26 protein-coding genes are annotated in these 25,522 nt (G+C 61.9%); 12 read left to right on the top strand and 14 right to left on the bottom strand.

Features of this window, described 5'->3' with window-relative positions; genetic code table 11:
* Positions 1-39 precede the first annotated feature (39 nt).
* The 3 genes from O5O48_RS11055 to O5O48_RS11045 form a co-directional block, all read right to left on the bottom strand.
* Positions 40-435 carry a PilZ domain-containing protein gene (locus O5O48_RS11055; protein ID WP_228247301.1) on the bottom strand — a complete coding sequence of 132 codons (396 nt, stop codon included), beginning with the start codon at positions 433-435 and terminating at the stop codon, positions 40-42.
* A 1-nt stretch (position 436) separates the two neighbouring features.
* A complete protein-coding gene (locus O5O48_RS11050; protein WP_269687024.1) occupies positions 437-871 on the bottom strand; it encodes a DUF4124 domain-containing protein in 435 nt (144 codons plus the stop codon).
* 79 nt (positions 872-950) lie between these two features.
* Positions 951-1,322 (bottom strand): tetratricopeptide repeat protein, encoded by a 372-nt coding sequence (locus O5O48_RS11045; protein ID WP_088273632.1) that lies wholly within the window; start codon positions 1,320-1,322, stop codon positions 951-953.
* Positions 1,323-1,466: 144 nt separating this feature from the next.
* On the opposite strand from O5O48_RS11045, the gene O5O48_RS11040 reads away from it, so the two are divergent.
* Positions 1,467-2,399: a universal stress protein gene (locus O5O48_RS11040; protein WP_269687023.1), complete on the top strand. Its 933-nt coding sequence runs from the start codon at positions 1,467-1,469 to the stop codon at positions 2,397-2,399.
* A 21-nt stretch (positions 2,400-2,420) separates the two neighbouring features.
* On the opposite strand, the gene O5O48_RS11035 is transcribed toward O5O48_RS11040, so the two are convergent.
* The 3 genes from O5O48_RS11035 to edd are packed head-to-tail and all read right to left on the bottom strand — an operon-like array spanning position 2,421 to position 5,606.
* On the bottom strand, positions 2,421-3,071 hold the full coding sequence (locus O5O48_RS11035; protein ID WP_269687022.1) for a bifunctional 4-hydroxy-2-oxoglutarate aldolase/2-dehydro-3-deoxy-phosphogluconate aldolase: 651 nt from the start codon (positions 3,069-3,071) through the stop codon (positions 2,421-2,423).
* On the bottom strand, positions 3,055-3,792 hold the full coding sequence (gene pgl, locus O5O48_RS11030; protein WP_269687021.1) for a 6-phosphogluconolactonase: 738 nt from the start codon (positions 3,790-3,792) through the stop codon (positions 3,055-3,057). Before pgl ends, O5O48_RS11035 begins: the two co-directional genes overlap by 17 nt.
* Positions 3,792-5,606, bottom strand: coding sequence for a phosphogluconate dehydratase (gene edd, locus O5O48_RS11025; protein WP_269687020.1), 1,815 nt, complete (start codon positions 5,604-5,606; stop codon positions 3,792-3,794). Before edd ends, pgl begins: the two co-directional genes overlap by 1 nt.
* A 98-nt stretch (positions 5,607-5,704) precedes the next feature.
* Between edd and pyk the strand changes: the two genes are divergently transcribed.
* Positions 5,705-7,156, top strand: coding sequence for a pyruvate kinase (gene pyk / locus O5O48_RS11020; RefSeq protein WP_269687019.1), 1,452 nt, complete (start codon positions 5,705-5,707; stop codon positions 7,154-7,156).
* Positions 7,157-7,594: 438 nt separating this feature from the next.
* Here pyk and O5O48_RS11015 read toward each other — a convergent pair whose 3' ends face one another.
* Positions 7,595-9,118: a fumarate hydratase gene (locus O5O48_RS11015; protein ID WP_269687018.1), complete on the bottom strand. Its 1,524-nt coding sequence runs from the start codon at positions 9,116-9,118 to the stop codon at positions 7,595-7,597.
* 306 nt (positions 9,119-9,424) lie between these two features.
* On the opposite strand from O5O48_RS11015, the gene O5O48_RS11010 reads away from it, so the two are divergent.
* From O5O48_RS11010 to O5O48_RS11000, 3 genes are all read left to right on the top strand, one after another.
* A complete protein-coding gene (locus O5O48_RS11010) occupies positions 9,425-10,552 on the top strand; it encodes a GGDEF domain-containing protein (RefSeq protein ID WP_269687017.1) in 1,128 nt (375 codons plus the stop codon).
* A complete protein-coding gene (locus O5O48_RS11005) occupies positions 10,545-11,480 on the top strand; it encodes a 2Fe-2S iron-sulfur cluster-binding protein (RefSeq protein ID WP_269687016.1) in 936 nt (311 codons plus the stop codon). Before O5O48_RS11010 ends, O5O48_RS11005 begins: the two co-directional genes overlap by 8 nt.
* A gap of 118 nt (positions 11,481-11,598) precedes the next feature.
* Positions 11,599-12,363, top strand: coding sequence for an enoyl-CoA hydratase (locus O5O48_RS11000; RefSeq protein ID WP_088273623.1), 765 nt, complete (start codon positions 11,599-11,601; stop codon positions 12,361-12,363).
* Positions 12,364-12,410: 47 nt separating this feature from the next.
* Here O5O48_RS11000 and O5O48_RS10995 read toward each other — a convergent pair whose 3' ends face one another.
* Both O5O48_RS10995 and O5O48_RS10990 read right to left on the bottom strand, forming a co-directional pair.
* Positions 12,411-13,571: a phospholipase D-like domain-containing protein gene (locus tag O5O48_RS10995; RefSeq protein ID WP_269687015.1), complete on the bottom strand. Its 1,161-nt coding sequence runs from the start codon at positions 13,569-13,571 to the stop codon at positions 12,411-12,413.
* A 13-nt stretch (positions 13,572-13,584) separates the two neighbouring features.
* A complete protein-coding gene (locus O5O48_RS10990) occupies positions 13,585-14,370 on the bottom strand; it encodes an MBL fold metallo-hydrolase (RefSeq protein WP_088273621.1) in 786 nt (261 codons plus the stop codon).
* 187 nt (positions 14,371-14,557) lie between these two features.
* On the opposite strand from O5O48_RS10990, the gene O5O48_RS10985 reads away from it, so the two are divergent.
* Both O5O48_RS10985 and O5O48_RS10980 read left to right on the top strand, forming a co-directional pair.
* The gene (locus O5O48_RS10985; RefSeq protein ID WP_269687014.1) at positions 14,558-15,310 is read left to right on the top strand and encodes a GNAT family N-acetyltransferase; all 753 of its coding nucleotides are present in this window, start codon (positions 14,558-14,560) and stop codon (positions 15,308-15,310) included.
* A 2-nt stretch (positions 15,311-15,312) separates the two neighbouring features.
* A complete protein-coding gene (locus O5O48_RS10980) occupies positions 15,313-16,119 on the top strand; it encodes a lysophospholipid acyltransferase family protein (RefSeq protein WP_269687013.1) in 807 nt (268 codons plus the stop codon).
* Here the strand turns inward: O5O48_RS10980 and O5O48_RS10975 are convergent.
* Entirely contained in the window at positions 16,053-16,688 is a 636-nt protein-coding gene (locus tag O5O48_RS10975; protein ID WP_269687012.1) for an acyl carrier protein phosphodiesterase, read from the bottom strand. The genes O5O48_RS10980 and O5O48_RS10975 overlap by 67 nt on opposite strands.
* A complete protein-coding gene (locus O5O48_RS10970) occupies positions 16,688-17,572 on the bottom strand; it encodes an ATPase (RefSeq protein WP_269687011.1) in 885 nt (294 codons plus the stop codon). The genes O5O48_RS10975 and O5O48_RS10970 overlap by 1 nt, the downstream gene beginning before the upstream one ends.
* 248 nt (positions 17,573-17,820) lie before the next feature.
* On the opposite strand from O5O48_RS10970, the gene O5O48_RS10965 reads away from it, so the two are divergent.
* Together O5O48_RS10965 and O5O48_RS10960 are read left to right on the top strand one after the other, a co-directional pair.
* Positions 17,821-18,183 (top strand): hypothetical protein, encoded by a 363-nt coding sequence (locus O5O48_RS10965; protein ID WP_233048238.1) that lies wholly within the window; start codon positions 17,821-17,823, stop codon positions 18,181-18,183.
* 77 nt (positions 18,184-18,260) lie between these two features.
* Positions 18,261-19,313: a saccharopine dehydrogenase family protein gene (locus tag O5O48_RS10960; protein WP_233048239.1), complete on the top strand. Its 1,053-nt coding sequence runs from the start codon at positions 18,261-18,263 to the stop codon at positions 19,311-19,313.
* A gap of 5 nt (positions 19,314-19,318) precedes the next feature.
* Here O5O48_RS10960 and O5O48_RS10955 read toward each other — a convergent pair whose 3' ends face one another.
* Positions 19,319-20,218 carry a LysR family transcriptional regulator ArgP gene (locus O5O48_RS10955; protein ID WP_269687010.1) on the bottom strand — a complete coding sequence of 300 codons (900 nt, stop codon included), beginning with the start codon at positions 20,216-20,218 and terminating at the stop codon, positions 19,319-19,321.
* 101 nt (positions 20,219-20,319) lie between these two features.
* Between O5O48_RS10955 and O5O48_RS10950 the strand changes: the two genes are divergently transcribed.
* The 3 genes from O5O48_RS10950 to O5O48_RS10940 all read left to right on the top strand — a co-directional run bounded on the left by O5O48_RS10950 (position 20,320) and on the right by O5O48_RS10940 (position 24,020).
* Positions 20,320-20,940 carry a LysE/ArgO family amino acid transporter gene (locus tag O5O48_RS10950; protein WP_228247682.1) on the top strand — a complete coding sequence of 207 codons (621 nt, stop codon included), beginning with the start codon at positions 20,320-20,322 and terminating at the stop codon, positions 20,938-20,940.
* A gap of 213 nt (positions 20,941-21,153) precedes the next feature.
* Positions 21,154-21,735 carry a superoxide dismutase [Fe] gene (gene sodB / locus O5O48_RS10945; RefSeq protein WP_088273613.1) on the top strand — a complete coding sequence of 194 codons (582 nt, stop codon included), beginning with the start codon at positions 21,154-21,156 and terminating at the stop codon, positions 21,733-21,735.
* Between the two features lie 218 nt (positions 21,736-21,953).
* Positions 21,954-24,020, top strand: coding sequence for a putative bifunctional diguanylate cyclase/phosphodiesterase (locus O5O48_RS10940; RefSeq protein ID WP_088273612.1), 2,067 nt, complete (start codon positions 21,954-21,956; stop codon positions 24,018-24,020).
* Between the two features lie 3 nt (positions 24,021-24,023).
* Here the strand turns inward: O5O48_RS10940 and O5O48_RS10935 are convergent, their stop codons facing one another.
* Together O5O48_RS10935 and O5O48_RS10930 are read right to left on the bottom strand one after the other, a co-directional pair.
* Positions 24,024-24,941 carry a GIDE domain-containing protein gene (locus tag O5O48_RS10935; RefSeq protein WP_269687009.1) on the bottom strand — a complete coding sequence of 306 codons (918 nt, stop codon included), beginning with the start codon at positions 24,939-24,941 and terminating at the stop codon, positions 24,024-24,026.
* On the bottom strand, positions 24,938-25,510 hold the full coding sequence (locus O5O48_RS10930; RefSeq protein ID WP_228247675.1) for a LemA family protein: 573 nt from the start codon (positions 25,508-25,510) through the stop codon (positions 24,938-24,940). The genes O5O48_RS10935 and O5O48_RS10930 overlap by 4 nt, the downstream gene beginning before the upstream one ends.
* Between the last annotated feature and the right edge of the window lie 12 nt (positions 25,511-25,522).

Genomic DNA, 25,522 nt, shown 5'->3' with positions numbered 1-25,522 from the left:
TTCACGGTCAAAGGGGGCAGATTACCGTAACGACGGGTATCAGGCATCCGCCAATTGATCAAAGCGGAAATAGCGCTGCAGAGCCAGCGCCAAACCGGCGAAGGCCTCTTGATGGGTAACCACACTGAAACCGCAGTCGAAATATCCCGGAGTTACATCGGCACGACACCAGTGACTGCGTGCATGGAATACCAGCCGCTGAGCGCTCAGCGGATCATCCAGATCAGGGAGTTTCAGCTCCAGTTCATATTGCTGATCGAGCATCACCGGCAACGCGCAGATCAGCATGATCCCGTCACGCGAGATATTGCCAATATAGCCGATGGGTCGCCCGGTTCGGCTGTTGTAGACACACAGATAAGCGCTCAACTGATGCCGCGGGATGCGGCGCTGCTCGATGGAGGGGTCCTGGCTGGAATCCGGAATGACATGCATGTCAGCATTGCTCCGCAATCTGTTGCCGCAGCGATGCTTTAGCCTCGGCCACGCGGGCATTGGACACTTCAACACGCTTGCCGTCTACGCCCTCTTCGTACCAGTAGACTCGCTGCTCGAATCTGGACAGCCGGTCGCGCATGTCTGCACAACGCGCCTGGCGCTGACGTTGTTGCTGCGCCAGCAGGTTGCGCTGCTGTTGCCGCTCCTCAGCCCTGATATCCGTAAGCCGCTCCATTGCGGCCTCACTGTCGCGCACATGCCTTTCGCGCTCGACCACCTGCGGACGTATCTCTACCACCTCGGCACCAGCCCTGGGCTGCTGATCAAAATGCACCTGCCCGTCAGCATCCACCCAGCGGTAGATCTGTGCCTGAGTATGGAAGCTGTACAGCATAAGCGCAGCCAGCAGTGGTCGTAGTTTGCGGTGACTCATCGCGATTCCCTGCGCGGTCCGATCAAGGCAGGATAGCGGACCGCCGGCACCACGCCAAGCGAATCGGCGGCCGGCCTGCTCAATCGGCTAGCGGCGGCACAGGGCGCGCCGGGTCGTAATGCCCCAGCTGACGCAGCGTCTCCAGACGCGCAGCGGCGCGATAGCTGTATTCGCTGGCCGGATAGGTGTCGAGCATAAACCGGTATATCTGAATGGCATCCAGGTAAAAACCCTGGCGCTCCAGACACTGCCCGCGCAGGAGCGAAACCTCCGGCTGCAGGTGCGGACGCGAACGAATCAGACGCTCGGTCCTGGACAACTCGGCGACGACCCGATCGCAGTTACCGGCCGCATAGGCGTCGTAGGCCCGGTCCAGATGTTTCTTGTAGCCGCTCATGCCACAGCCGGCAAGCAGCACGATAACAGCGGAAAGCCACCAGCACTTGTTCATATCAACCTCCGGACAATGGCTCTGTATCGGCACGTCACGCCGATTCTTCAGTCCGTCAGGGTTTGATGCATATCAGTGTAAAACCACACGATTTGCATTAGGCTGGTTCAATACCGTGTCACACCGACAACAGGAGTCAGCCGCATGGATATCAAACACCTTCTGGTAGTGATCGACCCTTCCCGCGAACAGCAGCAGCCTGCGCTGGATCGCGCGGCTTCGCTGCTTGAACGCTTTCCCGCTGCCCGTCTGACGCTGATGCTCTGCGACTACATCCCGGCCCTGGATGGAGGGATGCTGTTTGATACCGCGGGGCTGGAAAAGGCCCGAGCGTCACTGCTCCAGCACCACCATGAATATCTCGAAAAACTGGCGGCGCCGCTGCGTGCCAAAGGCACCGAGGTGGCAGTGACTGCCGTTTGGGGCAAGCGTTCGGATCGCCATATCCTGCGCGAAGTAAGCACCTGCAAACCCGATCTCGTGCTCAAGGCGACGCGCCATCACAACGTACTCAAGCGCCTGCTGCTGACCACGGCCGACTGGCAACTGATCCGCCACTGCGAGGTCCCGCTTTGGCTGGTCAAGCACGGCGACAAGCCGATCAACCGCCTGTGCGCCAGCGTTGATCCGCTGCACAGCGCCGACAAGCCGGCGGCGCTGGACCACAAGCTCATCGCCATTGCGACCAGTCTCGGCAAGACCATGGACGCGACGCTGGATCTGGTGCACTGCTATACACCTCTGCCGCGGACCATGGTGTTCGACGCCAGCGTCATTGCCGATTATGAAGGCTACGCGCGGGACGTGAAGCAGCACCACGCTACGGCGTTCAGCCAGCTGCTTGCCCGTTCGGCCTCCGAGAGCGCGCAATCCCACCTGCTTGAAGGCGACCCGGAAGAGGCCCTGCCCGACTTTCTGGAGAAGGAAAAGGTCGATCTGCTGATCATGGGTGCGGTGTCGCGCTCACGACTGGACAGCGCCCTCATCGGTCACACCGCAGAACGCTTGCTGGACTCGGTGTCGTGCGACGTACTGGTAATCAAGCCGGACGGCTTCGTCGATCCAAGCAAGCCCTGAAACCGAGCCTCGGCAGCCGCCTCAGGCGCTGCCGACCTGCCCCGCAGCGCAGGCGAGAGCGGTAATCTCGCCCCAGCGCTGCTGTGCGACCAGCTCGGCCGGCGCAACCCAGCTGCCACCGACCGCCATCACATTTGGCAGTGCCAGATACTCGGCCAGATTGGCCTGCGAGACGCCCCCCGTCGGACAGAAGCGAACATCCCTGAACGGCCCGGCAAATGCCCTGAGCAAGCCAACCCCGCCGAGAATCTGGGCAGGAAAAAGCTTGAAGCGGCGATAGCCGAGCCGATAGCCACTCATCAATTCGGAGGCGGTGGCAATGCCCGGCAACAGCGGGACTGCTGCTTCAAGCCCGCATTGCAGCAGCTCGTCAGTACAGCCGGGCGTCACCACGAACTGCGCGCCGGCCGCCAGCACTGCCTCAAACTGCTCCGCGGCCAGCACCGTCCCCGCGCCGACCGTCAAGGCAGGACGCTGCGAACGCAGCAGCGCAATGGCGTCAATACCCAAGGCGGTACGCAGGGTAATTTCCAGCGTAGTGATCCCCCCTTCCGCCAGGGCGTCGGCCAGCGGCAGCACATCCTCCAGCCGCTCGATATTCAGCAGCGGCAGCAGCGGTGAGCGACTGAACAAGGAGTCCAGCATTTGCGTTTTTTCAGACAGGTGCGTCATCGGGCTGACCATCTTCCGGGCAGTAGTAAATATCCATGGGTGCCTGCACAAAGGCACTGATTGGCCAGCGCGCTGGCTGATCGGCTTCAATAGCCGTGCACAGCGTCCGCAACTTGGCATCGCCACTGATCGCCAGCAATCGAAATCGCGCGGAGTGTAACGCACGCCCGGTGAGGGTCAACCTCGGCGTACCATCGGCAGCCCGGCTTGCCACGCAACCAGCGTCGCAGTTGCCGTTCAACCACTCAGCCAACCCCTCGGCATGCGGGAACAGCGAGGCCGTATGGCCGTCAACGCCCATTCCCAGAACCACCAGGTCCAGTGGCAACCAGTCAGCCAGCTGCCTGGCTACCTGAGCCGCATCCGCGGCCGGTGTCACGCCCCGATACAGCGGCAGCCACTGCAGCCGGGGGAAGATGGCAGCCAACCTTGAGCGCAGCAGCGCTGCATTACTTTGTGCATCGCTCTCGGGCACCCAGCGTTCATCAACCAGCGTCAGCCGAACACGCGACCAGTCAATCGCCTGACGCGCCAGCGCGTCGAGAAAGCGCACCGGACTGCGCCCACCGGACAGCGCCAGCGAGGCCTGACCGCGCTCGGCCATGGCCGTGCTCAAGCGATCGGCAACGGCCACCGCAAGGTGTTCAGCCGCTGGCACGGGCGAATCGAAGCGTTTCAGTCTCACGCCGCGCTGCTTGAGCCGGCTTTCGATGACGTCCATTACCCATCCGTCTCCCGCAGACTGGCGGTAAACACGCTGGCACCCTGATCCGCCGGACTGGCTTCGGCCCGCATAAAGGCAAACAGCTCACGGCCCCAGCCACCACGGACACCATCCGGCGCAGTTGCCGCAGGACGAGCCTGCCAGTCGGCAGCAGGCTCAATCAGCTCCAGCGTACCGGCATCGGCATCCAGGCACAGCACGTCACCCTCGCGCAGGCGCGCGATCGGCCCACCATGCAACGCTTCGGGGCACAGGTGGATTGCCGCCGGCACCTTGCCGGAGGCACCGGACAGTCGCCCGTCGGTTACCAGCGCGACCCGCTGCCCGCGATCCTGCAAGACGCCCAGATACGGCATCAGACGGTGCAGCTCCGGCATGCCGTTGGCGGCCGGGCCCTGAAACCGCACAACAACAACCACATCGCCGACCAGCTCACCGGCCTCGAAGGCACGCACAAACGCCGTCTGACTGTCGAACACCCGGCACGCGGCGGTGACCCGACGGTGTTCGGCTGCCACCGCCGATACCTTGACCACGCCACGGCCAAGCCCGCCGGCGATCACCCTCAGGCCGCCATCGGGCGCAAAGGGCTGCCCCGTACCGCGCAGCACCTGATCATCAAGACTTGTGCTGATGCCATCGCGCCAGCTCAGCTCGCCGTCATCCAGCACCGGCTCAAGGGCATAACGCTCAAGGCCCGGACCCGCGACCGTCTGCACATCCGCATGCAGCAGGCCGGCGTCCAGCAGCTGGCGAAACACGAAGGCGGTACCGCCGGCAGCCTGAAACTGGTTGATATCGGCCTTGCCACTCGGATAGATATGCGCCAGCGTCGGCACTGCCCGGGACAGCTCGGCCATGTCATCCCAGTCAAGCTGCAGCCCCGCTGCCTGACCGATGGCAACCAGATGCAGCGTCAGGTTGGTCGAGCCCCCCGTTGCCAGCAACATCACCACGGCGTTGATCAAGGCCCGCTCATCAAGCACATCGGCCAGCCGTACCCGACCATCCCGCGCCAGCCGCACCGCGGCAGCGGCCGCTTCACGGGTCAGCGCATCACGCAGCGCACTGTCCGGCGCGACGAAGGAAGCCCCCGGCAACTGCAGCCCCATCGCCTCCAGCAGCATCTGATTGGTATTTGCAGTGCCGTAGAAGGTGCAGGTGCCCGGGCTGTGGTAGGAAGCGCTCTCGGCCGCAAGCAGGGCCTGCCTGTCAACCTTGCCCTCGGCATAGAGCTGGCGCACCCGGGACTTCTCGCTGTTCGGCAGGCCGCTGGGCATGGGACCGGAGGGAACGAACACCGTCGGCAAGTGGCCAAACCGCAGTGCGCCCATCAACAGGCCGGGCACGATCTTGTCGCAAATACCGAGGCACAGTGTGGCATTGAACATGTTGTGGGACAGGGCAATGGCGGTCGACATGGCAATCACATCACGACTGGCCAACGACAGCTCCATGCCCGGCTCGCCCTGGGTCACCCCGTCACACATTGCCGGCACACCGCCGGCGACCTGCCCGGTGGCGCCCAGACGCCGCAGATACTGGCGCAGCAACGCGGGATAACGCTCGTATGGCTGGTGCGCCGAGAGCATGTCGTTATAGGCCGTGACGATACCGACATTGACCTCGTCCGGCAGCGCCAGCCGCTGCTTGTCCTGAGCGCTGCAGGCAGCCATGCCATGCGCCAGATTGCCACAGGAAAGACCCTGCCGCGGAGCCGGCGCAGCGTTTATCAACGACAGATAAGCCGCTCTGGAACGGGCACTGCGTTCGCGCAATCGTTCGGTTACCTCGCCCAGCACTGGGTGCATTCCACCTCTCCCGACCCGATGGTCACAAACCTACCCGCCAGCCGACATTATGGTCTATTGTAGGGCCTCCCCCAACCCTCCCGTACAAGGACCCCTGCATGACGCTGCGTCGCACCAAAATCGTCGCCACGCTCGGACCGGCAAGCAACAGTCCGGAAAAGATTGCCGAGCTGATCAAGGCCGGAATGAACGTCGCCCGCCTGAACTTCTCCCATGGCAGTGCTGATGAACACCGAGAGCGTGCAAGACTGGTGCGCGAAATCGCCGAACAGCAAGGCAAGCACGTCGCCCTGCTGGGTGACCTGCAGGGTCCGAAGATCCGCATCGGGCGATTCGCCGACGGCCCGATCAAACTGGAGGTGGGCGATCATTTTCGGCTGTCGACCAACCACCCTCTCGACGGTGGAACTCAGGATATCGTGGGCCTGGATTACCCGGATCTGGTCAAGGATTGCCGCGCTGGCGACGAGTTGCTGCTGGACGATGGTCGCGTAGTACTGCTGGTCGAAAGCGTCGGTCGCGACGAGGTACGCTGCAAGGTAACCACCGGCGGTCCGCTGTCGAACAACAAGGGCATCAACCGCCGTGGTGGCGGCCTGTCTGCCCCGGCCCTGACCGACAAGGACCGCACCGACATCAACCTCGCCGCCGAGCTGCAGATGGAATATGTAGCCGTCTCCTTTCCGCGCGACGCCGCCGACATGGATCTGGCCCGCAAACTGCTGCGCGACGCCGAATCGGACGCCTGGCTGGTGGCCAAGATCGAGCGCGCCGAAGCGGTTGCCGACGATGTTGCGCTCGACGGGCTGATCCAGGCCAGCGACGCCGTTATGGTAGCCCGGGGCGATCTGGGCGTAGAGATTGGCGATGCCGAGCTGGTCGGCATCCAGAAGCACATCATCAGCCGTGCCCGCAAACAGAACAAAACGGTGATCACCGCGACCCAGATGATGGAGTCGATGATTTCCAGCCCGCTGCCGACCCGTGCCGAGGTGTCGGATGTTGCCAACGCCGCGCTGGATTACACCGACGCAGTGATGCTGTCAGCCGAAACCGCCGCCGGCAGCTACCCCGTTGAAGCCGTTGAAGCCATGGATCGCGTATGCCGCGGTGCAGAGAAACAGCCGGTCAGCAAGCGCTCCGGCCATCGTCTGTACCAGGAGTTCGAGCGCTGCGATGAAACCATCGCACTGGCCGCCATGTACGCGGGTAACCACTTCCCCGGCGTCACGGCGATCATCACCCTGACCGAAAGCGGCTACACCCCGCTGATCATGTCGCGTATCCGCTCTCACCTGCCGATCTTCGCGCTGTCGCCGAACAGCCAGACACTGGGCCGGGTATCCCTGATGCGCGGGGTGCAGGCGATCCGCTTCAACCCGGCTGAAATGGCGCCCAGCGATATCAATCAGACCGCGGTGACCCGCCTGCTGGAGGCCGGCCACGTAAAACCGGGCGACTGGGTGATCCTGACCAAAGGCGATGTCTACAACTCCCGCGGCGGTACCAACTCGATGAAGCTGCTGCATGTCGGTGAGCGGCTGGTTTGACAACCGGAGCGTAGCCACAAAGAGGGCTGCCTGAGCTGACGGGACGAGCCGAGCTTTCCCTTGCGGCTCATCGCTGCATACTGCGCTGTTGTTGTGTCAGTCTTTCGCCTTTACGGCGAGCCAAAGGGGGCCGCTTGCCCGGCCCCCCTTGGCGATCCCCCCGGGCACCCGGCTACGCGGCCCTTCGGGTTCGCTGCGTTGCTCGGCTTGGCAGGGGCCGGCAGAACTCGGCTCTTCGAGCCTCAAACAGGCTGCCGTCCCTTTTTCTGCCAATCCTGTGCTACTCGCCCGCGTAAACGGGACGAACCCCGGTGCACACTCGATCATTGGAGCATTAAGTAACTGCGTTGCCAAAGCCCTTGTCGCGGAGCGCAAAACTGCCGCCAAGACCCACAAAAAAGGCCTCGCAAGCGAGGCCTTTTCGACTATCACCGGATCTTACTTGATCTCGACCGCCAGACTTTCGGCAATTTTCTTCTGCCAGATCTGCGGGCCGGTGATGTGCGCGGATTCGCCGGTGCTGTCGACCGCAACGGTAACCGGCATATCCTGCACCTCGAACTCGTAGATCGCTTCCATACCCAGTTCGGGGAAGGCGATCACATCGGCTTTCTTGATCGCCTGAGCGACCAGATACGCCGCGCCACCGACCGCCATCAGGTAGACCGCCTTGTGATCCCTGATCGCTTCAATGGCAATAGGGCCGCGTTCGGACTTGCCGATCATGCCCAGCAGGCCGGTCGCCTCGAGGATCTGACGGGTGAACTTGTCCATGCGCGTGGCGGTGGTCGGGCCAGCCGGTCCAACCACCTCGTCACGCACCGGATCAACCGGGCCAACGTAGTAGATAAAGCGGCCTTTCAGATCAACCGGCAGCTCTTCGCCCTTGTTCAGCATGTCGACCATGCGCTTGTGCGCAGCGTCGCGGCCGGTCAGCATCTTGCCGGACAGCAGCACGGTTTCACCGCTCTTCCAGCTCAGCACGTCTTCCGGGGTCACGGTGTCGAGGTTGACGCGGCGCACGCCGTCGCCCACTTCCCAGGTGATTTCCGGGTAGGCATCCATCGGCGGCGCTTTCAGCTCGGCCGGGCCACTGCCGTCGAGCACGAAGTGCGCGTGACGGGTTGCGGCGCAGTTGGGGATCATGCAGACCGGCAGGCTGGCCGCATGGGTCGGATAATCCTTGATCTTGATGTCCAGCACGGTGGTCAGACCGCCCAGACCCTGCGCACCGATACCCAGCGCATTGACCTTGTCCATGATTTCCAGACGCAGCTCTTCGGCGCGATTCTGCGGGCCACGGGCACGCAGCTCATGGATGTCGATCGGGTCCATCAGGGCTTCCTTGGCCATCACGGCAGCCTTCTCGGCGGTACCGCCGATACCAATACCGAGCATGCCCGGCGGGCACCAGCCAGCGCCCATGGTCGGGACAGTCTTGATCACCCAGTCAACGATCGAGTCGGACGGGTTGAGCATGACCATCTTGGACTTGTTCTCGGAGCCGCCGCCCTTGGCCGCGACATCCACTTCAACCTTGTCGCCGGGGACGATCTGGTAGTGGATGACCGCCGGGGTGTTGTCCTTGGTGTTGGTGCGCTTACCGGCCGGATCGGCCAGGATGGAGGCACGCAGGACGTTGTCCGGGTTGTTGTAGGCGCGGCGCACGCCCTCGTTGATCATGTCGTCCAGGCTCATGGTAGCGCCGTCCCAGCTGACGTTCATGCCAACCTTGACGAACACGGTAACGATACCGGTGTCCTGACAGATCGGGCGATGGCCGGTGGCACACATGCGCGAGTTGATCAGAATCTGGGCCATGGCGTCCTTGGCCGCCTTGGACTCTTCACGCTCGTAGGCTTCGTGTACCGCCTGAATGAAGTCGACGGGATGATAATAGGAAATATACTGCAGAGCGTCGGCTACGCTCTGGATCAGATCGTCTTGCTTGATAACGGCCATGCTCGGACAGGCTCCTCTGTTTGACCGCCGGACCTCGGACGGCGCCGGGTCGGGCTCACGGAATCAGGCAGGCACCGACAGGGAGGCCGGCAGGCCTGAAAAAATGCGCTGGCAAGTATACCTGAGCTTGGGAAGCGCGGAACAACCTCTTGCGCCACCCCTGACAACCGGGGCGACAGGATCAGCGAGCCCAGCGAGTGGAAAGCCGTCACAGTTAAGGCAGGAAATAGCGAAAAGAACTTGCAAAACAGCCGTCAATCGATAAATTGACGTCATAATGCCATCATACAAAACGAGGCACCGGACGTGGTCGATCTGCAGGATGCACAGAACGCCAAGTTCCAGACGCTGAGACTGCAGCGCTTTTACCTGGCTCAACTCAATTACCTGATTACCTACGTGGTGATCTGCGTGGCTTGGGTATCGGGACAATATCAGGGATCGGTCTGGCTGATGCTCAGCCACATCGGGCTCGGCGTAAGCACACAGCTGGTCTTTCTCGCCCTGTTTCGCAGCAACTGGAATCTGCGCCTGCAGGATCCAAGCATGACCAACGCGCAAATAGCAGTGGCAATTCTGCTGATCACTTATCTGCTTGCCTTTGCCGGACCACTGCGCGGCAGCCTGATCATGATTTACGCCAACATCATGGTATTTGGCATATTCCAGCTGTCGCGCCGGGACTTCCTGATCCACTCGGGGCTGGCGCTGGCCTGCTTCGGCGCGCTGATCACCATCGAACGCTACTATCAGACCGATACCCGGCAGTTCACCCTCAATCTGGTGGAGTGGTTCATCCTCGCCTGCTTTCTGGTCGGCCTGAGCATGACAGCCAGCTACATTCGCGAGCTGCGCGAGCGCCTGCAGCAACGCCACAACACCCTGCAGGCCCACCAGGAAACCCTGCGCGGCATGATGGGGCAACTGCAGAATCTGGCCACAACGGACCCGCTTACCGGGCTGGCCAACCGCCGGCACTTCATCCAGGAAGCACGGCGGCGTATGACGCTGATGCGTCCGACCCAGCAGATGGGCATTGCGCTGATCGACCTGGATCACTTCAAGCGCATCAACGACCTGTACGGACACGCGGCGGGTGATCAGGTGCTGCAGGGCTTTGCCGAACTGGCCCGCACCACCCTGCGAGACGACGACCTGATTGCCCGCTTTGGCGGCGAGGAATTTGTTTTGCTGCTCGGCAACACCAGCATTGAAACACTGCACCAGTGCGTGGAGCGCCTGCGTCAGCGCTTTGCCGAAAAGACGTTTGATGTCCTGCCAGAGGGCGTGCACTGCACCTTCTCCGCCGGTCTCAGCCTGCTGCAACCCGAGGACGATCTGGAAGTCTGCCTGAACGACGCCGATCAGGCGCTGTATCTGGCGAAAAATAGCGGACGTAACCGCAGCGAATGGCACGACCCCAGTTATGCCTGAGATCCGAATCAGAGACCGTTGTCTGAATGCTGCTGCGGGCAGCAATCTGCTCGATGTTTTGCGCCAGGCCGATCTGCCGATCAACTGGTCATGTCGGGCCGGTCAATGCCACAGTTGCCTGATACAGAACCTCAACCGGGCTGTCATCAGCCCGGCCCAGCAGGGCCTTTCACCAGAGCAGCAGGCCAACGGCTGGCTGCTGGCCTGCCAGTGCCGGGTTGAGCAGGACCTTGATCTGCACCTGCATGACCCTGCCAGTGATAGTCTGCCGGCGACCATTGAGCGCCTTGAAACGCTACCGGGCCAGGTCATCCGGTTGCAATTGAAGCCGGCCCGGGCCATACGCTATCAGGCTGGCCAGCACCTGGTGATCTGGCTGAGTGCGGATCTGGCGCGAACCTTTTCACTTGCCAGCCTGCCCGGCGAGCCGCTGCTGGAGTTTCATCTGCAGGAGCGCGAGGGCAGCGCTTTCTGCCAAGCCCTGCGAACACTGCCGACAGGCGCCACCTGCTATCTCGGCGCTCCGAGCGGGCATCTCGGCTACGACCCGGAATGGCATAACCAGCCGCTGCTCCTGCTGGCATCCGGCACCGGTCTGGCTCCGCTGCAGGCGATTGCGCGCAACGCGCTTGCCGCTGGCCACAATGCACCGATACAGCTGAGGCACTGGCAACGCGCCGGAGCGCCCTGCTATCTGCAGGCCGAGCTTGAACACCTGGCCGCTCAGCACCCTCACTTGCACCTGCAGCTGCGCTCACACAGCGAGCTGGAGGCGGATCTGCGCCAACTGAAGCCACCAGGACGCGGCACCCGGGCGCTGATCTGCGGGTCTCCCGCATTTGTCGAGCGGCTGCGCAAGCCGCTGTTCATGGCCGGGCTGTCAGGCCGCCAGGTTCTCGATGAGGCGTTTCTCAGCCGCAGCCGCTAAACAAAACCGTCGGCGTTTATAAGCCTGCATTCGTCAGACGCAGGGTTGTGGGTTGCCCGGGCAAAGCATGCGAACATGCCAGCCACCCCAAATACCCGAACAACATGTGGAGTAGACCGTGAGCGAACACCTGCTGATCGACCGCAGCGAGGGCGTATTAACCCTGACGCTGAACCGCGCCGACAAAAAAAATGCCCTGACCCGTGACATGTATGGCGTCATGGGCGAGGCCATCAACGCCGCGCAGGACGATGCCAGCATCCGCGCCGTCGTCATCCAGGGCAGTACCGAGTGTTTCACCAGCGGTAACGACGTTGCCGATTTCATCAAGAACGAACGCAGCGGCACCGACAGCCCGGTGTACGTCTTCCTCAAGGCCATCTGCCACGCCAGCAAGCCGTTGATTGCTGCGGTCAATGGCCCGGCGGTCGGCATCGGCACCACCATGCTGCTCCACTGCGACCTGATCTACGCCGCCGAGAACGCGCGCCTGAAAATGCCATTCGTCAATCTCGGCCTGTGCCCGGAAGCTGGCTCGAGCTTCCTGCTGCCGCGCCTGCTGGGTCACCCGCGTGCCGCCGAGTTGCTGCTGCTCGGTGAAGAAATCAGCGGCAGCCGCGCCGCCGAGATCGGACTGGTCAATCAGGCATTACCGGCCGGTGAAGCGGTTCTGCAGGCCGCCCGCAAGGCTGCACTGCGCATCGCCGAGCAACCGCCGGGATCGGTTCGCCTGACCAAACAACTGATCCGTGCCGGCATCAGCCGCACCGCCGATGAGGTCATGGAAACCGAGGGCCAGCACTTCGCCCAGTTGCTCGGTGGCGCCGAAGCGCGCGAAGCACTGACTGCCTTCATGGAGAAGCGCAAGCCGGTCTTCGCCTGACCCGCCCCGCTGCCGGCCCCGCCGCGGGGCCGGTGCAGGCGGTTCAGCTAACGCGGGATGCCGAACAGCCACATCACCGATCGATTGATTTGCCCCCAGAAGCGAATCTTGAATCGGTGCCACAACGTCAACCGGCGCCAGCCTGCCAATGTCCAGAGATCGCTCTCGGCAAAATCCTGCTCGAAACTCTCGGCAACCGCGTGTGCCAGATCAGGATCAACCGCCTGCTGATTGGCCTCGAGATTCCAGTGCAACGTCCAGTGATCGAAGTTGCATGAGCCGAGTGACACCCAGTCGTCCACCAGCGCTGTCTTCAGATGGGTAAAGCGCGGCTGGTATTCGTAGATACGCACACCGGCCTTGAGCAACCTCGTGTAGAAACGCTGACCGGCGTAGCGCACGGGCGGATGGTCAATGGTCATACCGCACAGCAGCAAACGCACATCAACGCCGCGTTTGGCCGCCCGTGCCAGCGCTCTGCGAATCCGCCAGGAGGGCAGGAAATACGGTGTAGCCAGCCAAACCCGCTGCTCGGCTCGGCGCAGCGCCGCCAACAGTGATACGACCACTTCCTTCTGCTCGCGCGCACCGATATAGGAGACACGGCCATGCCCGGCCCCGCCAGCGGGCACTGGCGGAATATGTACCCGACGCACGGCAGACAGCCCGCGCTTTTCACGTCGACCGCCCTGCTCCCAGATACGCTCGAACAGGTCGACCCAGTCCTCGACTACCGGCCCCTGCACTTCCAGCATTTGCTCGTGCCAGGGTGTTCTGCCTGTTTCCGGGTCAAGCTGACAAAAGGTATCGGTGATACCGGTGCCGCCGACAAAGGCCATGCGCCGGTCAATAATGAAGAGTTTTCGATGGTCACGATGGAACAGCCGATGGCCACTGAACAGACTGGGAGGATTATAAAACTGCAGGTCCACTCCCATCTGCTCCAGCTCAAGCCGCTCACGGCGGCTCAAACCGTCGGTGCCGATGGCATCAAGCAGGCAACGAACCTGCACGCCGCGTCGACGCGCATGCTGCAGCGCCTCCAGCCATTGCCGGGTGCTGCGGCCAGAGTCCACCAGATACAGCTCAATGTCGATACGCTCGACCGCCTGATCGAGCGCAGCAAGGATGCGCGGGAAGAAGTTGTCACCATCGATCAGCAATTCGAACCGATTGCCGGTTCGCCACTGGTACACCCGCGCAGTCATGTCACTCCCTGTCTTATGAGGGAATGCGGTAGTCCTCCTGCGTCAACAGATCGAGGCCGCATTCCAGGTTACTGATCCAGTCGAGGAACGCCGAAATGGTATCCGGGTCGGCAAACGGACGTCCATGCTGCGGCACGATCATCTTCGGCTTCAGTTGCCTGACCATGTTGGCCCACAGACGGCAGGCCTTGTTGCCCGCCATGTAACGCCGATGAAACCCCTCCATCGTGCTCTTGTGAGTCGCAAAGTCGGTCACAGGTTCCGCATCATCGACCATCGATGCCCCCATATCACCGGAAAACAGAATGCCGCTGATCGGGTCATAAAAGTGCAAATTGCCGACCGAGTGCAGAAAATGCGCCGGCAATACCTTGAGCACCGTTTGTCCCAGCGGCACATCCATCCCGCGATCGGGCACAGCGATCATGCGTTCGGTGGTGGTCATGCCCGTGTGCTTGGTCAAAAAACCCGCACTCAGGTGCGGCAGAAAACGCGCCCACAGTTTCGAGCAGACCACCCGGCAGTTGGTATGCAGGAACCACTTGTCCAGCGATGCAATGATGTCCGGGTCCTGGTGCGAGGCAAACACATAGGTCAGCTCGCGCAACGGGATATAGCGGCTGACCGCCATCGACAACGGTGTGTAGGTGAGGTCACCGCCCGGATCGAGCAGTGCATGCTGATCATGATCAATGATCAGAAACTGGTTCGACTGCACGCCATCACCCGTCACCAGTTGATCGAAGCAGAGCACCTGGTGCGAACCATTGTCGAACAATACTCGGGGCGGACTCGCCATAGACAATCACCTTAACCTGCAGTGGAAAGAGAGTCTCAGGAGTGTATACGCCCAGAACCTGAGCGCCAGTGACCTGCATCAAGGGATAAAGACGTCACAGTAACGTCATCGCACCGTCACCAGCCTGACACTGCCACGCCATAGCCTCAGCCTGAACATCACTGAAGATGCCCGGACGGAGGTGTCCATGACAGATGCAGCCCTTGCCTTTGAAGAATCAGCCAACCGCTGTCTGACGGTCGAACTGGCCGCCACCCCGGACAGTCTGCGCGCCGCCCAAGCCCTGCGCTACCGCGTCTTCGGCGAAGAATGCGGAGCCCGTCTGCACGGCGCCGAGCAGGGACTCGATCAGGATCGCTACGATCTGCACTGCGAACACCTGATCGTCCGCGACCAGCGCAGCGGAGAAGTGGTAGCGACCACCCGTATCCTCGACAGCGAGCGCGCCCGCAGTGCCGGCGGTTTCTACAGCGAAAGCGAGTTTCAGCTGGTTGGCCTGGGCGATTTGCGCGGCGACGTCATGGAAATCGGTCGTACGTGCGTGCACGCCGACTACCGCAACGGTGCAACCATTTCGGTTCTCTGGTCTGGCCTTGCCCAACTGATGAATGAGCGACGCTACAGCTACCTGATGGGGTGCGCCAGCATCGAAATGCATGACGGCGGCGTGCAGGCTCACGCGATCATGCAACGCCTGCGCAACCGCTACCTGTGCCGCGAGCATCTGAACGCGATTCCGCGCTTGCCGCTACCGGAGCGCAGCCTGCCCGATAACGTCACCGCCCAGCTGCCGCCGCTGCTGAAGGCCTACATGCGTCTGGGTGCCAAAATCTGCGGTGAACCCTGCTGGGATCCGGAGTTCAACTGCGCCGACGTCTTTATTCTGCTGCGCCGCGAACAGCTCTGCCCGCGCTACGCGCGCCACTTCAAGGCGAGCTGAGCATGCCTGGCCGCTCGGTAAGCACGCCCCGCCGGGTCATCCGCCTGATGGCAGTGATTGGCTGGATTGCCTGTGGCCTGCTGCTGGTCTGCTGGGTTCAGCTCATGCAACAGCTGCAACCCGCCAGGGTGGACCGTCAGCGCCAGAAGCTCACCCGCTGGTGGATGCGCAACCTGATCCGCATTCTGCCGTTGCAGGTTCGCGTTACCAGCGCACCGGTTTCAGGCACCACCCTGTGGGTCAGCAATCATGTGTCATGGCTGGATATCGTGGTGCTCGGCGCGCAGGCGCCGGTGCACTTTCTGTCCAAGGCGGAAGTACGTGACTGGCCGGTGATCGGCTGGCTGGCGGGCGCCGCCGGCACCTGTTTTATCCAGCGTGGTCAGGGTACGTCCAGCACCGTTCAGGATCAGTTGACCAGTGCGTTGGCAGCTCAGCGCAGCCTGGTGATTTTTGCAGAAGGCACCACTACCGCTGGCGACAGGGTGCGCACCTTCCATGGCCGCCTGCTGTCAGCCGCCATCGAGGCGCAGGTGCCGACCCAGCCAGTGGCTGTTGCCTACCGCTACGCGGGTGAACGTGACTCAACTGCTCCGTTCATCAACGACGATGAATTCTCGCAGCACCTGTGGCGCCTGCTTGGGTCGAAGGATATCGAGGTCGACGTTCGGTTCTTGCCGATACTCGACAGCACCCGACTGAACCGTAACCAGCTGGCGCGCAGTGCACACGCCTCGGTCTGTCAGGCGTTGGGACTGGAGGACGGCAGGGTCGAGGAGGAATCAGCCGAGGTCAAGGCGGCAGCCTGACCCTCGGCGTAGCGCTGCAGCTCGGGCATGAATGCGAGAAAGTCGGCCTCAAAGGCCTCATAGGCCGCTTCCAGCTCAGCCACCCCGCCCGGCAACGGGTTCTCGCGCCGCAGCCGCCGCGCCATGTTGTCTACCGCCCGGTGCAGGTGGGTCAGCTCGGCATAGCTGCTCAACCAGTCCTGCTCGCTCATGTAGTGCACCACCGTCCAGGCCCGCTCAGGCATCCATTCGCGCTGCGCCAGAAGCTGCCGATAGACATCCCGGGTGAAGTCTTCGAGCTGCCGGTCAGCAAAGCGCGACCAGTGCCGCGCCAGCAAATGATCGTAGAACATGTCAACCAGAATCCCGGCGAAACGCCGACGCCGGCTGCTTACTCTGGCCTTGCTTTGCAGCACCAGCGGATGGGCGTCGGTAAAGCTGTCGATCCGCCGGTGCAGAACAATACCCTCGCGCACCGGTTCCGGCAGTTCGAGCCGGTGGACCGGTCCTTTTACAAAGTCGCCCAGCATGCTGCCCAGCGCCTGTTCCGGCGACTGCGAGCCCAGCAGCAAGTGCGCGAGGAAATTCATCAGTTGCCTTCCACCTGAGCGTGCAGTGCGGCGACCTGCGTCTGCAACGTCGTCAGACTGCGATTGGTCTGCAGCCTGAAACTGTCGATTGCCTGCAGCGCCTGATCATTGGCGGCCAAGCGTCGATCCAGCTCCGCTCGCATCGCCAGCACCGCCTGTTCCACCGCCTCGTCGTTGCCCTTGTTCTGCAGTGCGGCCAACCCTTGCTTGAGTTCATCCAGCTGCTCGGCCTGCTGACCCAGTTGCAGTTGAACCACCGATAAGGTCCCGAGCTGGGTTTGCATCTGTTCCAGCGCCTGGTCGGTCTCGGCAAAGCGCTGTTGCAGTGCTGCCAGGCTGTCGGACCGCTCCTTGCCCTGCTCCTGCAACGCCGCGGAGCTGGCCTGCAGCGCCGTAATCGCCGCCTGCTGGGTCGTTGCCCGCTCTGAGCTGCGCTGGTCGGCCTGCTGCAGTGATGCCAGTTGCTGCCTGTGCTCACCCTGCTCCTTGCGTACCGCCTGCAGCATGTCCTCAATACGAACCAGCTGCGCCTTGCGATCCTGCTCGGCAGCACCGAGGGAGTCCTCGGTCGCCGACACCTTTCCGGTGATGTCCTGAATGCGCCCGGAGGCTTCTTCACTGATGCGGGCAAAACTGTTCTGGGTTGCAACCAGTTGCTGACTCAGCTGGCTTTGCTGCTGATGGGTCCAGTAGCCCAAGCCCAGCAATGCCAGAAAGAGCGCGCCACACAATGCCCAGAGCGGCCCGCTGCCAGCCGCCGCGACCGGTGCCGACGGCTCTGCTCGCAACCCGTCCACATGCGGCGGCAGTCCTCCCCGGCCATCCGACCGACTGTCACGAGTAGCACTGATGCTCGGCAGTTCACCCAACTCCGGTTCCTTCATCTCAACCTCTCAGCAATCAAACTCTCGGCAATCAAACCCTGAAACCCCTGCGCCAGAGCAGTGCAAGGATGCACCAGCAGGCCGCACCACAGACCGCAAAACAGAGCCGATCGCTGCCGTGGCGATGCTTTGACCTGCGTCAAACGGCTGCTATCCGCGACCCAACGCATATTGGTACGTATTCTGCTTGCGGAAATTCGACTTGGCTATAACACCTTTTATCGCCAATCACCTAAGGGGGTATGAGCATGATTGCCGAAGCACAGTTCAACCGCGCCACCCTGGATTGCATGACAGCACTGCGCCGACAGCTCAAACGCACTCTGGGCGTAACCATCCGCCTGGGCGATCCGGACGCCGTCGAGAGCATGATCGGATTAAGCCGGGACAGCAGCTCGGCCGAGATTCGCGAACTCGGCACCCGCCTGGCGGACATGATCAGGCCGGGCCAGGATGATCAGGCGCAATCGCCACTGGCACAGGGCGCAATTGCGTCCCGTCAATTCCAGCATCGACAGGAAAACAGAGCCCGCCTGGAGGCCGAGTCGGAGCACGCTGAGGCGCCGAGCGGCAGCGTTCGTATTTATCGCGGGCAGGTCATTCGCAGCTGACGCCAACCGGGCCCGCGCTGGCGCGCGCCGACTCAAGTCATTACTCTGAGAGCTCCTTTTCAGACAGGAGCACGCGCATGCAGCAATGGATGATCTACGGCGCCAACGGCTACACCGGCCAACTACTGGCCAGAGCCGCTGCGCAACGTGGCCTGCGCCCCATACTGGCCGGACGCAATCGCCAGACCATCAGTGCGTTGGCAAATGAACTGAATCTGCCCTTCCGCTGCTTCGATCTCAATCGTCCGCAGCAGATCTGTGAAGGCCTGCAGGACATTCAGGTCGTACTGCATTGTGCCGGCCCGTTTTCCGCTACCAGTGGCCCGATGATCGACGCTTGTCTGGCGGCTGGCTGTCATTACCTCGACATTACCGGCGAAATCGATGTGTTCGTCGCCGCCCAGCAGCGCCAGGCCGACGCAGAGCAGGCGGGCATTGTCCTCTGCCCCGGCGTCGGGTTCGATGTCATCCCGACCGACTGCATCGCCGCCAGGCTGAAACTCGCACTGCATGATGCAGACCGCCTGGCTCTGGGTTTTGACACCCACAGCTCGCTGTCGCCCGGCACTGCCAGAACCTCGGTGGAAGGGCTGAAATACGGCGGCCGGGTCCGCAAGGATGATCGCATTCAAACCGTTCCGTTGGCGTATCAAAGCCGTGAAATCGATTTTGGCAACGGGACAAAACATGCGGTCACCATTCCCTGGGGTGATATTGCCACCGCCTGGTTCACCACCGGCATAGACGATATCGAAGTGTTTATCCCGATGGCGCCGAGCGCCGCCGCCCGTCTGCGCCGCCTGGACCGGTTCCGTGCGCTGCTTGGCCTGGCACCGGTACAGGCACTGCTGAAATATCTGGTTGGTCGTCGCATCCAGGGGCCCGATCATCAGCAGCGCGAAGCCGCTCGCTGTTATGTCTGGGGCGAAGCGCAAAACCGCGCCGGTAAAAAGGTAGTTGCCCGCATCGAAACGGCCAACGCCTATGATGTGACAGTCGAGGGAGCCCTTTACGCAGTTGGTTTTCTGCTGGAAAACCAGCCGGCTCCGGGCTACTACACACCGTCCCGGCTGCTGGGTCCGGAGTGTATCGAGAACCTGCCTGGTTCCGGCCCAATGCACATCGAGTAGCCCGACTAGTGTGATACCCCGGGCGCCAGCAAGGCCGGCGCCCGGCGGGCCAACTCTGCGGTCAGCCCCTCAAGCAGCTGCCCGCCGCTTCGCCAGTAGTGCCAGTAGAGCGGCACAGGCTGCGACCAGCCCGGCGATAGCTGCTGCAACCGCCCCGCACGCAGCGCGTCGCCAATCTGCAGTGCAGGCACCATACCCCAACCAATACCCGCCTCAAGCATACGGACAAAGCCCTCGGACGAAGGACACAGGTGATACTCAAACTCACCATCAACACCCAACTGCCTGACAAACCGATGTTGCAACTGATCATCCGGGCCGAACACCACAGCGGGAACACTGCGCACGTCGGCCTGCGAGAGCCCATCGGGGAAGTGGCGCCGAATAAAACCGGGGCTCGCTACCGCCAGATAATGCATCTCGCCCAACAGCAAGCTGCGGGCACCGGCAACCGGCTGCTCAACCGCGCACAGACAGGCAGCCACCTCGCCACTGCGCATTCGTCTTAGCCCTACGTCTTGATCCTCCAGCTGCAGGTCCAGCAGCACCCTCTCACGCTCGCACCAGGGTGCAACCGCGCCAGCCCACCAGGTCGCGAGGCTGTCCGCATTCAGGGCCACTCTCAGCCGGGTGCGGCCGGCGTCGCTGGAGATCTGCGGCAGGTCATGGCGCAGATCGCGCTCCAGCAGCCTGACCTGCTGGACATGGTTAAGCAACCGCTGACCCGCTGCGGTTGCCTGGGGCGGATTTGCACGGACCAGCACCGGAGCGCCCAAGCGTGCCTCCAGCAGCTTGATGCGCTGCGAGATCGCCGATTGGGATAGCCCCAACACACCGGCTGCCCGTTCGAAGCCGCCCTGCTCTACCACCGCGGCCAATGCGGCCAGAAGCTTGTAATCCAGCATGATCATCTTTCCTAATGTGACATCAGCATTATTGTTTTTTCTAATAACGCAATCTACTGCACACTGGCGCCGTTATCAGCCGGAGCCCCAAAATGCCCACCCTGTTCTACAGTTACTTCAGCGGAATGATCGCTGCCGCCGGCCTGATCATGGCCATCGGCGCACAGAATGCCTTTGTCCTTGCCCAGGGCCTGCGCCGGGAACATCACGTCAGCGTCGCGCTGATCTGTATGACCTGCGATGCCATCCTGATTCTCGCCGGCACCTTCGGCCTTGCCGCGCTGCTGCAGGCCCATCCGCTGGCAATGGAGATCACTCGCTGGGGCGGCGTGGCCTTCCTGACCGTCTACGCCCTGCAAGCGTTGTTGCGCGCACTGACCCCACGGGGTCTGGAAGCGATGGGCGCACCCTCGCGATCACGTCGTGCCGTGCTGCTCTCAACCCTGGCGGTCACTCTGCTCAATCCCCATGTCTATCTTGACACCATGGTGCTGATTGGCAGCCTGGCGGCACAGCACAGCCTCCCCCTGGTTTTCGCCCTCGGCGCGGCCAGCGCATCCATCTTGTGGTTCACCCTGCTGGCACTGGGCTCGGCCCGCCTGGCTCCGGTACTTCACCGACCGATTACCTGGCGCTGCATCGACCTCGCAGTTGCTGCAATGATGCTGGCTATCGCCTGGTCACTGGCAAAACCCGCGCTGCAGACCCTCTGGGAGGGCTAAACCCACATGGAAGGTGCGTGGATAGCGGCACATTCAGGTGCTATGATCGGGGCTTCCCGATCGCAAGACGGGCAGCGCCCGGCGGAGCAAGCAGCAGCTACCGGCAAGAAGGCGCAGACAACTCGCCACAGGCTGCCAGCCAGCCCTGGCCGAATGTCGAGACGGACGACGTGATCGTTCCCGGAACGTGATACCTGACGATGGAGATAAACCATGGCTTTTGAATTACCCGCACTCCCTTACGAAAAGAATGCACTGGAACCGCACATCTCTGCCGAGACTCTGGACTACCACCATGGCAAGCATCACAACACCTACGTTGTGAACCTGAACAACATGGTTCCGGGCACCGAGTACGAAGGCAAGAGCCTGGAAGAGATCATCAAGACTTCCAGTGGCGGCGTCTTCAACAACGCAGCGCAGATCTGGAACCACACCTTCTACTGGAACTGCCTGAGCCCGAACGGCGGCGGTGAGCCGACAGGCGAACTGGCCGAAGCCATCAACAAGGCGTTCGGCTCTTTCGCAGCATTCAAGGAAGAGTTCAGCAAGGTATCTATCGGCACCTTCGGTTCCGGCTGGGGCTGGCTGGTCAAGAAGGCTGACGGCTCCCTGGCACTGGCCAGCACCATCGGCGCGGGCTGCCCGCTGACCAGCGGCGACACCCCGCTGCTGACCTGCGACGTCTGGGAACACGCTTACTACATCGATTACCGCAATGCACGTCCGAAGTACGTCGAAGCGTTCTGGAACCTGGTCAACTGGGACTTCGTAGCGAAAAACTACGCTGCCTGATCCTGACTGATTCTGCGTCACCACAACACCCTGCTCCGGCAGGGTGTTGTGCTTTCAGGCATCGGTAACATGATCGCACTTTGACCTCACCCAAAGGATTGTCGATACTCAGGCGTAGGTTCGCTTAACAATGTACCTATGGGAGTCTTGCGCTGCTGCGGGAAATGCCTGCATGATGACTTAACCGCGCAATTCATCAGGAAAGGAATAACAATATCTTGAAGCTCGAGCGCCGGCACAGTCTCTCTATAAAGCTGCTTCGCCTTGTATTGCTCTGGGCGTTGCTGGTCGGCTTGATTTTGAGTCTGGGGCAGATTGCGTTTGACCTTCGCAAGGAACGCCAGCAGATCGATCAGACTGCCGAGCAGATCCTCGCCATGTCCCAGGACCCTGCAACCCAGGCGGTCTACAGCCTGGACCGGGAAATGGCACTGCAGGTCATAGGTGGCCTGTTCGAACACCCCGCCGTACGCTTTGCCTCCATTGGCCATCCGGACGAAACCCAGCTGGCCAGCCGCGAGCGTCCACTGATTGAAAGTCCACTACGCAGCGTTACAGACTGGCTATTCGGCGTCGAGCAGCATTACAGCGTTGCTCTATTTGGCCGAGAGCCCTACAACGAGTATTACGGCGATCTGAGAATCGTCCTGGACACCGCGCCCTACGGCGAAGATTTCCTGCAAAGCTCCCTCGTCATCCTTGTATCCGGCATATTGCGAGCGGTGGCGATGGCGCTGGCGCTCTACCTGCTTTATCACTTTCTGCTGACCAAACCACTGGCGGGCATCATTGATCGGATCAGTGACATTAACCCCGACCATCCGGGCAAGATGCATATTCCGATGCTGCCAGGCCAGGAAAGGAACGAACTCGGCCTGTGGATCAACAAGGCCAACGAACTGCTGGAATCCATCGAACGCAACAGCAATCGCCGACGCGAAGCCGAAGCGAACCTGCTGCACATGGCCCAGCATGACCACCTGACCGGCCTGCCCAATCGCAGCATGCTGCAGGAGCAGCTCAGCCGTATCCTCGGCGACGCCGGCAGGCGCCAACGGGGGGTTGCCGTGCTGTGCTGCGGGCTGGACGACTTCAAGGAAATCAACGAGCAGTTCAGCTACCAGTCCGGCGATAGCCTACTGGTCACCGTTGCCGACCGCCTGCGCGCCAACAGCGGACGGCTCGGCAGCCTGGCACGACTGGGAGGCGACCAGTTCGCCCTGGTTCAAACCGGTGTCAGTGAGCCATACGAGGCAGCCGAGCTGGCGCAAACCATCCTCGACGACCTTGGTCGACCGTTCGAGATTGGTGACCACACCGTCAGCCTGCGAGCGACAATCGGCATCACCCTGTTCCCGGACGACGGCGATAATGCAGAGAAGCTGCTGCAGAAGGCCGAACAGACAATGATGCTGGCCAAGGCGCGCTCGAGGAATCGCTACCAGTTCTACATCGCCAGCCTCGACAGCGAAATGCGCGTACGCCGGGAACTCGACAAGGAGCTGCGCGGAGCGCTGGAGCGCAACGAATTCCACCTCGTCTACCAACCGCAGATAGCCTTTGATGATCACCGCGTGGTTGGCGTGGAGGCCCTTGTGCGCTGGCACCACCCCGAGCGCGGACTGGTACCACCGGATCTGTTCATACCGCTGGCCGAGCAGAACGGCAGCATCATTGAAATCGGTGAATGGGTTCTGGACCAGTCCTGTCGCCAGCTGCGTATCTGGCACGACAGCGGCATGACCGAACTGCGCATGGCGGTCAACCTGTCTACCGTGCAACTGCACCACAGCGAACTCTCCCGCGTCGTGACCAACCTGATCCAGCGCTACAAGCTGCCACCCCGCTGCCTTGAGATGGAAGTCACCGAAACCGGCCTGATGGAAGATATTTCAGCCGCCGCGGGTCATCTCAACAGCCTGAAAAAGGCCGGCGTGCAGATTGCAATCGACGATTTTGGTACCGGCTACTCCTCGCTCAGTTACCTGCGCGGGCTGCCGCTGGACAAGATCAAGATCGACCGTAGCTTCGTTCAGGATGTCCTGATTGACGAAGACGACGCAACCATCGTTCGCGCCATCATCCAGCTGGGTCGCAGCCTTAATATGCAGGTCATTGCCGAAGGCGTCGAGTCGGCAGAGCAGGAGGCCTACATCATCGCTCAGGGATGCAATGAGGGTCAGGGCTATTACTACAGCCGCCCACTGTCCGCCACCGCGTTTACCGATTGGCTGCACGCTTACGAGGGCGCCAGCAACAAGGCGCGTCGATCCGAGCTGAGCTGATCGTCAGGCGATCCAGAACCAGCACGCCAGTGGTGCAGTGATAACCAACCCGATCAGACTCCAGAGTGAGCGGCGACGCAGGCGACGACTCAGGTCCTGCTCATGGTGATCCGAGAGAATAAACGGCAGCCCGCGCCGCTTCGGCTTGCCCAGCGCGTGTACCAGCGGGCGCTGCCCTTCCAGTCGGGCGAGCCGCTCTGACTCAACATCAGCCGCCTGCCTGACCCGATCCCACTCCGTCATGTCCAGCTGGCCGTCAGCGTTACGGTCAAAGCGGGCCAGCAGATCGTCATAGTCCGCCTTCCAGCGACTGATTACCTGGCGCGCCGCCGCCTGGCGATCGAATTCGTCGCGCCCACCGCCACGACTCTCGAACCAGCCCAGTGCGTAAAGCACCTCACCTTCCGCGAACCACTCTTCGGTATAGCGATAGCGCTTGCCGATCAGGCTGGCCAGCAGGCCGGTCTTGACCGATTGGCCAGCAGGCCAGCGCTGAGAGCCCTCCCAGCGCCGCCGGTGACGCGGATGAACTTCCGCGCCCTTGGGCATGACCCAGCAGCTCCCGGTATCGTCGCAAAGCAGGAAGGGCCGTTCGGAGCAGCCCTGCTCGACCGTCTGCCAATTGTCGTTCTTACCACTGCGGCGGTACTCCTCGACACGAAAGCGGTACCAGAGACAATCAACACCCCCGAGCGGTGAAACCAGCAGTGAGTGACCTCCCGCATCGAGCCGCCCCTGAAGCTCAACCAGCCCCTGGGCGGCCGAGCGCACCTTCGACGTCGGGGTGTCTTCGAGCCAGCGAGCACGACGCAGACGACTGAGCATGACATACAGACAGACAAGCGCCGCCGCCGTGATAAGCGAACCGAAAAGATAATAATTGACCGGCGACAGCAGCAGTACGCCGTGCACATCAATCATGAAAACAGGGTCCGGATATCCACGTCGGCCTTCTCTTCATCACTGAACTGCAGCAATGTGGCCGGTTTGAACGCGAACAGCCGCGCCAGCAGCACCTCGGGAAACTGCTCGATGCGCACGTTGTTGATATTTACCGCCGCGTTGTACAGTTCGCGGCGATCGGCAATCCCGTTCTCCAGCCCGGTAATACGCTCCTGCAGATGCTGGAACGACTCGCTGGCCTTCAGATCGGGATAATTCTCGGCCAGCGCGAACAGCTGCCCCAGTCCCGCCCGCAGCGCCGTTTCTGCCCGTCCGACGCCCTTCACATCCGACTCTGCGCGCGCAGAGGCAACCGCACCCCGCGCAGCAATGACCCGCTCAAGCGTTTGCGCCTCATGCTGCATGTAGCGCCGGCAGGCTTCAACCAGCTTGGGCAGCTCATCATGCCGCTGACGCAGCAGAACATCGATATTGGACCACGCTTGGCTGACCGCATGCTTTACGCTCACCAACTGGTTGTAGAGCATGATCGCGTAGAGCAGCACAACGCCCAGCACTACCAACACAATGACCGTTGTCAGTTCCATTCCCTGCTCTCC

The organism is Halopseudomonas sp. MFKK-1 (assembly GCF_027474385.1).
Lineage (GTDB): Bacteria > Pseudomonadota > Gammaproteobacteria > Pseudomonadales > Pseudomonadaceae > Halopseudomonas > Halopseudomonas aestusnigri.
This window is presented reverse-complemented; position numbering and strand designations above follow the sequence as displayed.

What these genes read in the sequence shown, in the direction of transcription:
- O5O48_RS11055 (WP_228247301.1), bottom strand. Translation starts at nt 435, where the DNA reads ATGCATGTCATTCCGGATTCCAGCCAGGACCCCTCCATCGAGCAGCGC.
- O5O48_RS11050 (WP_269687024.1), bottom strand. Translation starts at nt 871, where the DNA reads ATGAGTCACCGCAAACTACGACCACTGCTGGCTGCGCTTATGCTGTAC.
- O5O48_RS11045 (WP_088273632.1), bottom strand. Translation starts at nt 1,322, where the DNA reads ATGAACAAGTGCTGGTGGCTTTCCGCTGTTATCGTGCTGCTTGCCGGC.
- O5O48_RS11040 (WP_269687023.1), top strand. Translation starts at nt 1,467, where the DNA reads ATGGATATCAAACACCTTCTGGTAGTGATCGACCCTTCCCGCGAACAG.
- O5O48_RS11035 (WP_269687022.1), bottom strand. Translation starts at nt 3,071, where the DNA reads ATGACGCACCTGTCTGAAAAAACGCAAATGCTGGACTCCTTGTTCAGT.
- pgl (WP_269687021.1), bottom strand. Translation starts at nt 3,792, where the DNA reads ATGGACGTCATCGAAAGCCGGCTCAAGCAGCGCGGCGTGAGACTGAAA.
- edd (WP_269687020.1), bottom strand. Translation starts at nt 5,606, where the DNA reads ATGCACCCAGTGCTGGGCGAGGTAACCGAACGATTGCGCGAACGCAGT.
- pyk (WP_269687019.1), top strand. Translation starts at nt 5,705, where the DNA reads ATGACGCTGCGTCGCACCAAAATCGTCGCCACGCTCGGACCGGCAAGC.
- O5O48_RS11015 (WP_269687018.1), bottom strand. Translation starts at nt 9,118, where the DNA reads ATGGCCGTTATCAAGCAAGACGATCTGATCCAGAGCGTAGCCGACGCT.
- O5O48_RS11005 (WP_269687016.1), top strand. Translation starts at nt 10,545, where the DNA reads ATGCCTGAGATCCGAATCAGAGACCGTTGTCTGAATGCTGCTGCGGGC.
- O5O48_RS10995 (WP_269687015.1), bottom strand. Translation starts at nt 13,571, where the DNA reads ATGACTGCGCGGGTGTACCAGTGGCGAACCGGCAATCGGTTCGAATTG.
- O5O48_RS10990 (WP_088273621.1), bottom strand. Translation starts at nt 14,370, where the DNA reads ATGGCGAGTCCGCCCCGAGTATTGTTCGACAATGGTTCGCACCAGGTG.
- O5O48_RS10985 (WP_269687014.1), top strand. Translation starts at nt 14,558, where the DNA reads ATGACAGATGCAGCCCTTGCCTTTGAAGAATCAGCCAACCGCTGTCTG.
- O5O48_RS10980 (WP_269687013.1), top strand. Translation starts at nt 15,313, where the DNA reads ATGCCTGGCCGCTCGGTAAGCACGCCCCGCCGGGTCATCCGCCTGATG.
- O5O48_RS10975 (WP_269687012.1), bottom strand. Translation starts at nt 16,688, where the DNA reads ATGAATTTCCTCGCGCACTTGCTGCTGGGCTCGCAGTCGCCGGAACAG.
- O5O48_RS10970 (WP_269687011.1), bottom strand. Translation starts at nt 17,572, where the DNA reads ATGAAGGAACCGGAGTTGGGTGAACTGCCGAGCATCAGTGCTACTCGT.
- O5O48_RS10965 (WP_233048238.1), top strand. Translation starts at nt 17,821, where the DNA reads ATGATTGCCGAAGCACAGTTCAACCGCGCCACCCTGGATTGCATGACA.
- O5O48_RS10960 (WP_233048239.1), top strand. Translation starts at nt 18,261, where the DNA reads ATGCAGCAATGGATGATCTACGGCGCCAACGGCTACACCGGCCAACTA.
- O5O48_RS10955 (WP_269687010.1), bottom strand. Translation starts at nt 20,218, where the DNA reads ATGCTGGATTACAAGCTTCTGGCCGCATTGGCCGCGGTGGTAGAGCAG.
- sodB (WP_088273613.1), top strand. Translation starts at nt 21,154, where the DNA reads ATGGCTTTTGAATTACCCGCACTCCCTTACGAAAAGAATGCACTGGAA.
- O5O48_RS10935 (WP_269687009.1), bottom strand. Translation starts at nt 24,941, where the DNA reads ATGATTGATGTGCACGGCGTACTGCTGCTGTCGCCGGTCAATTATTAT.
- O5O48_RS10930 (WP_228247675.1), bottom strand. Translation starts at nt 25,510, where the DNA reads ATGGAACTGACAACGGTCATTGTGTTGGTAGTGCTGGGCGTTGTGCTG.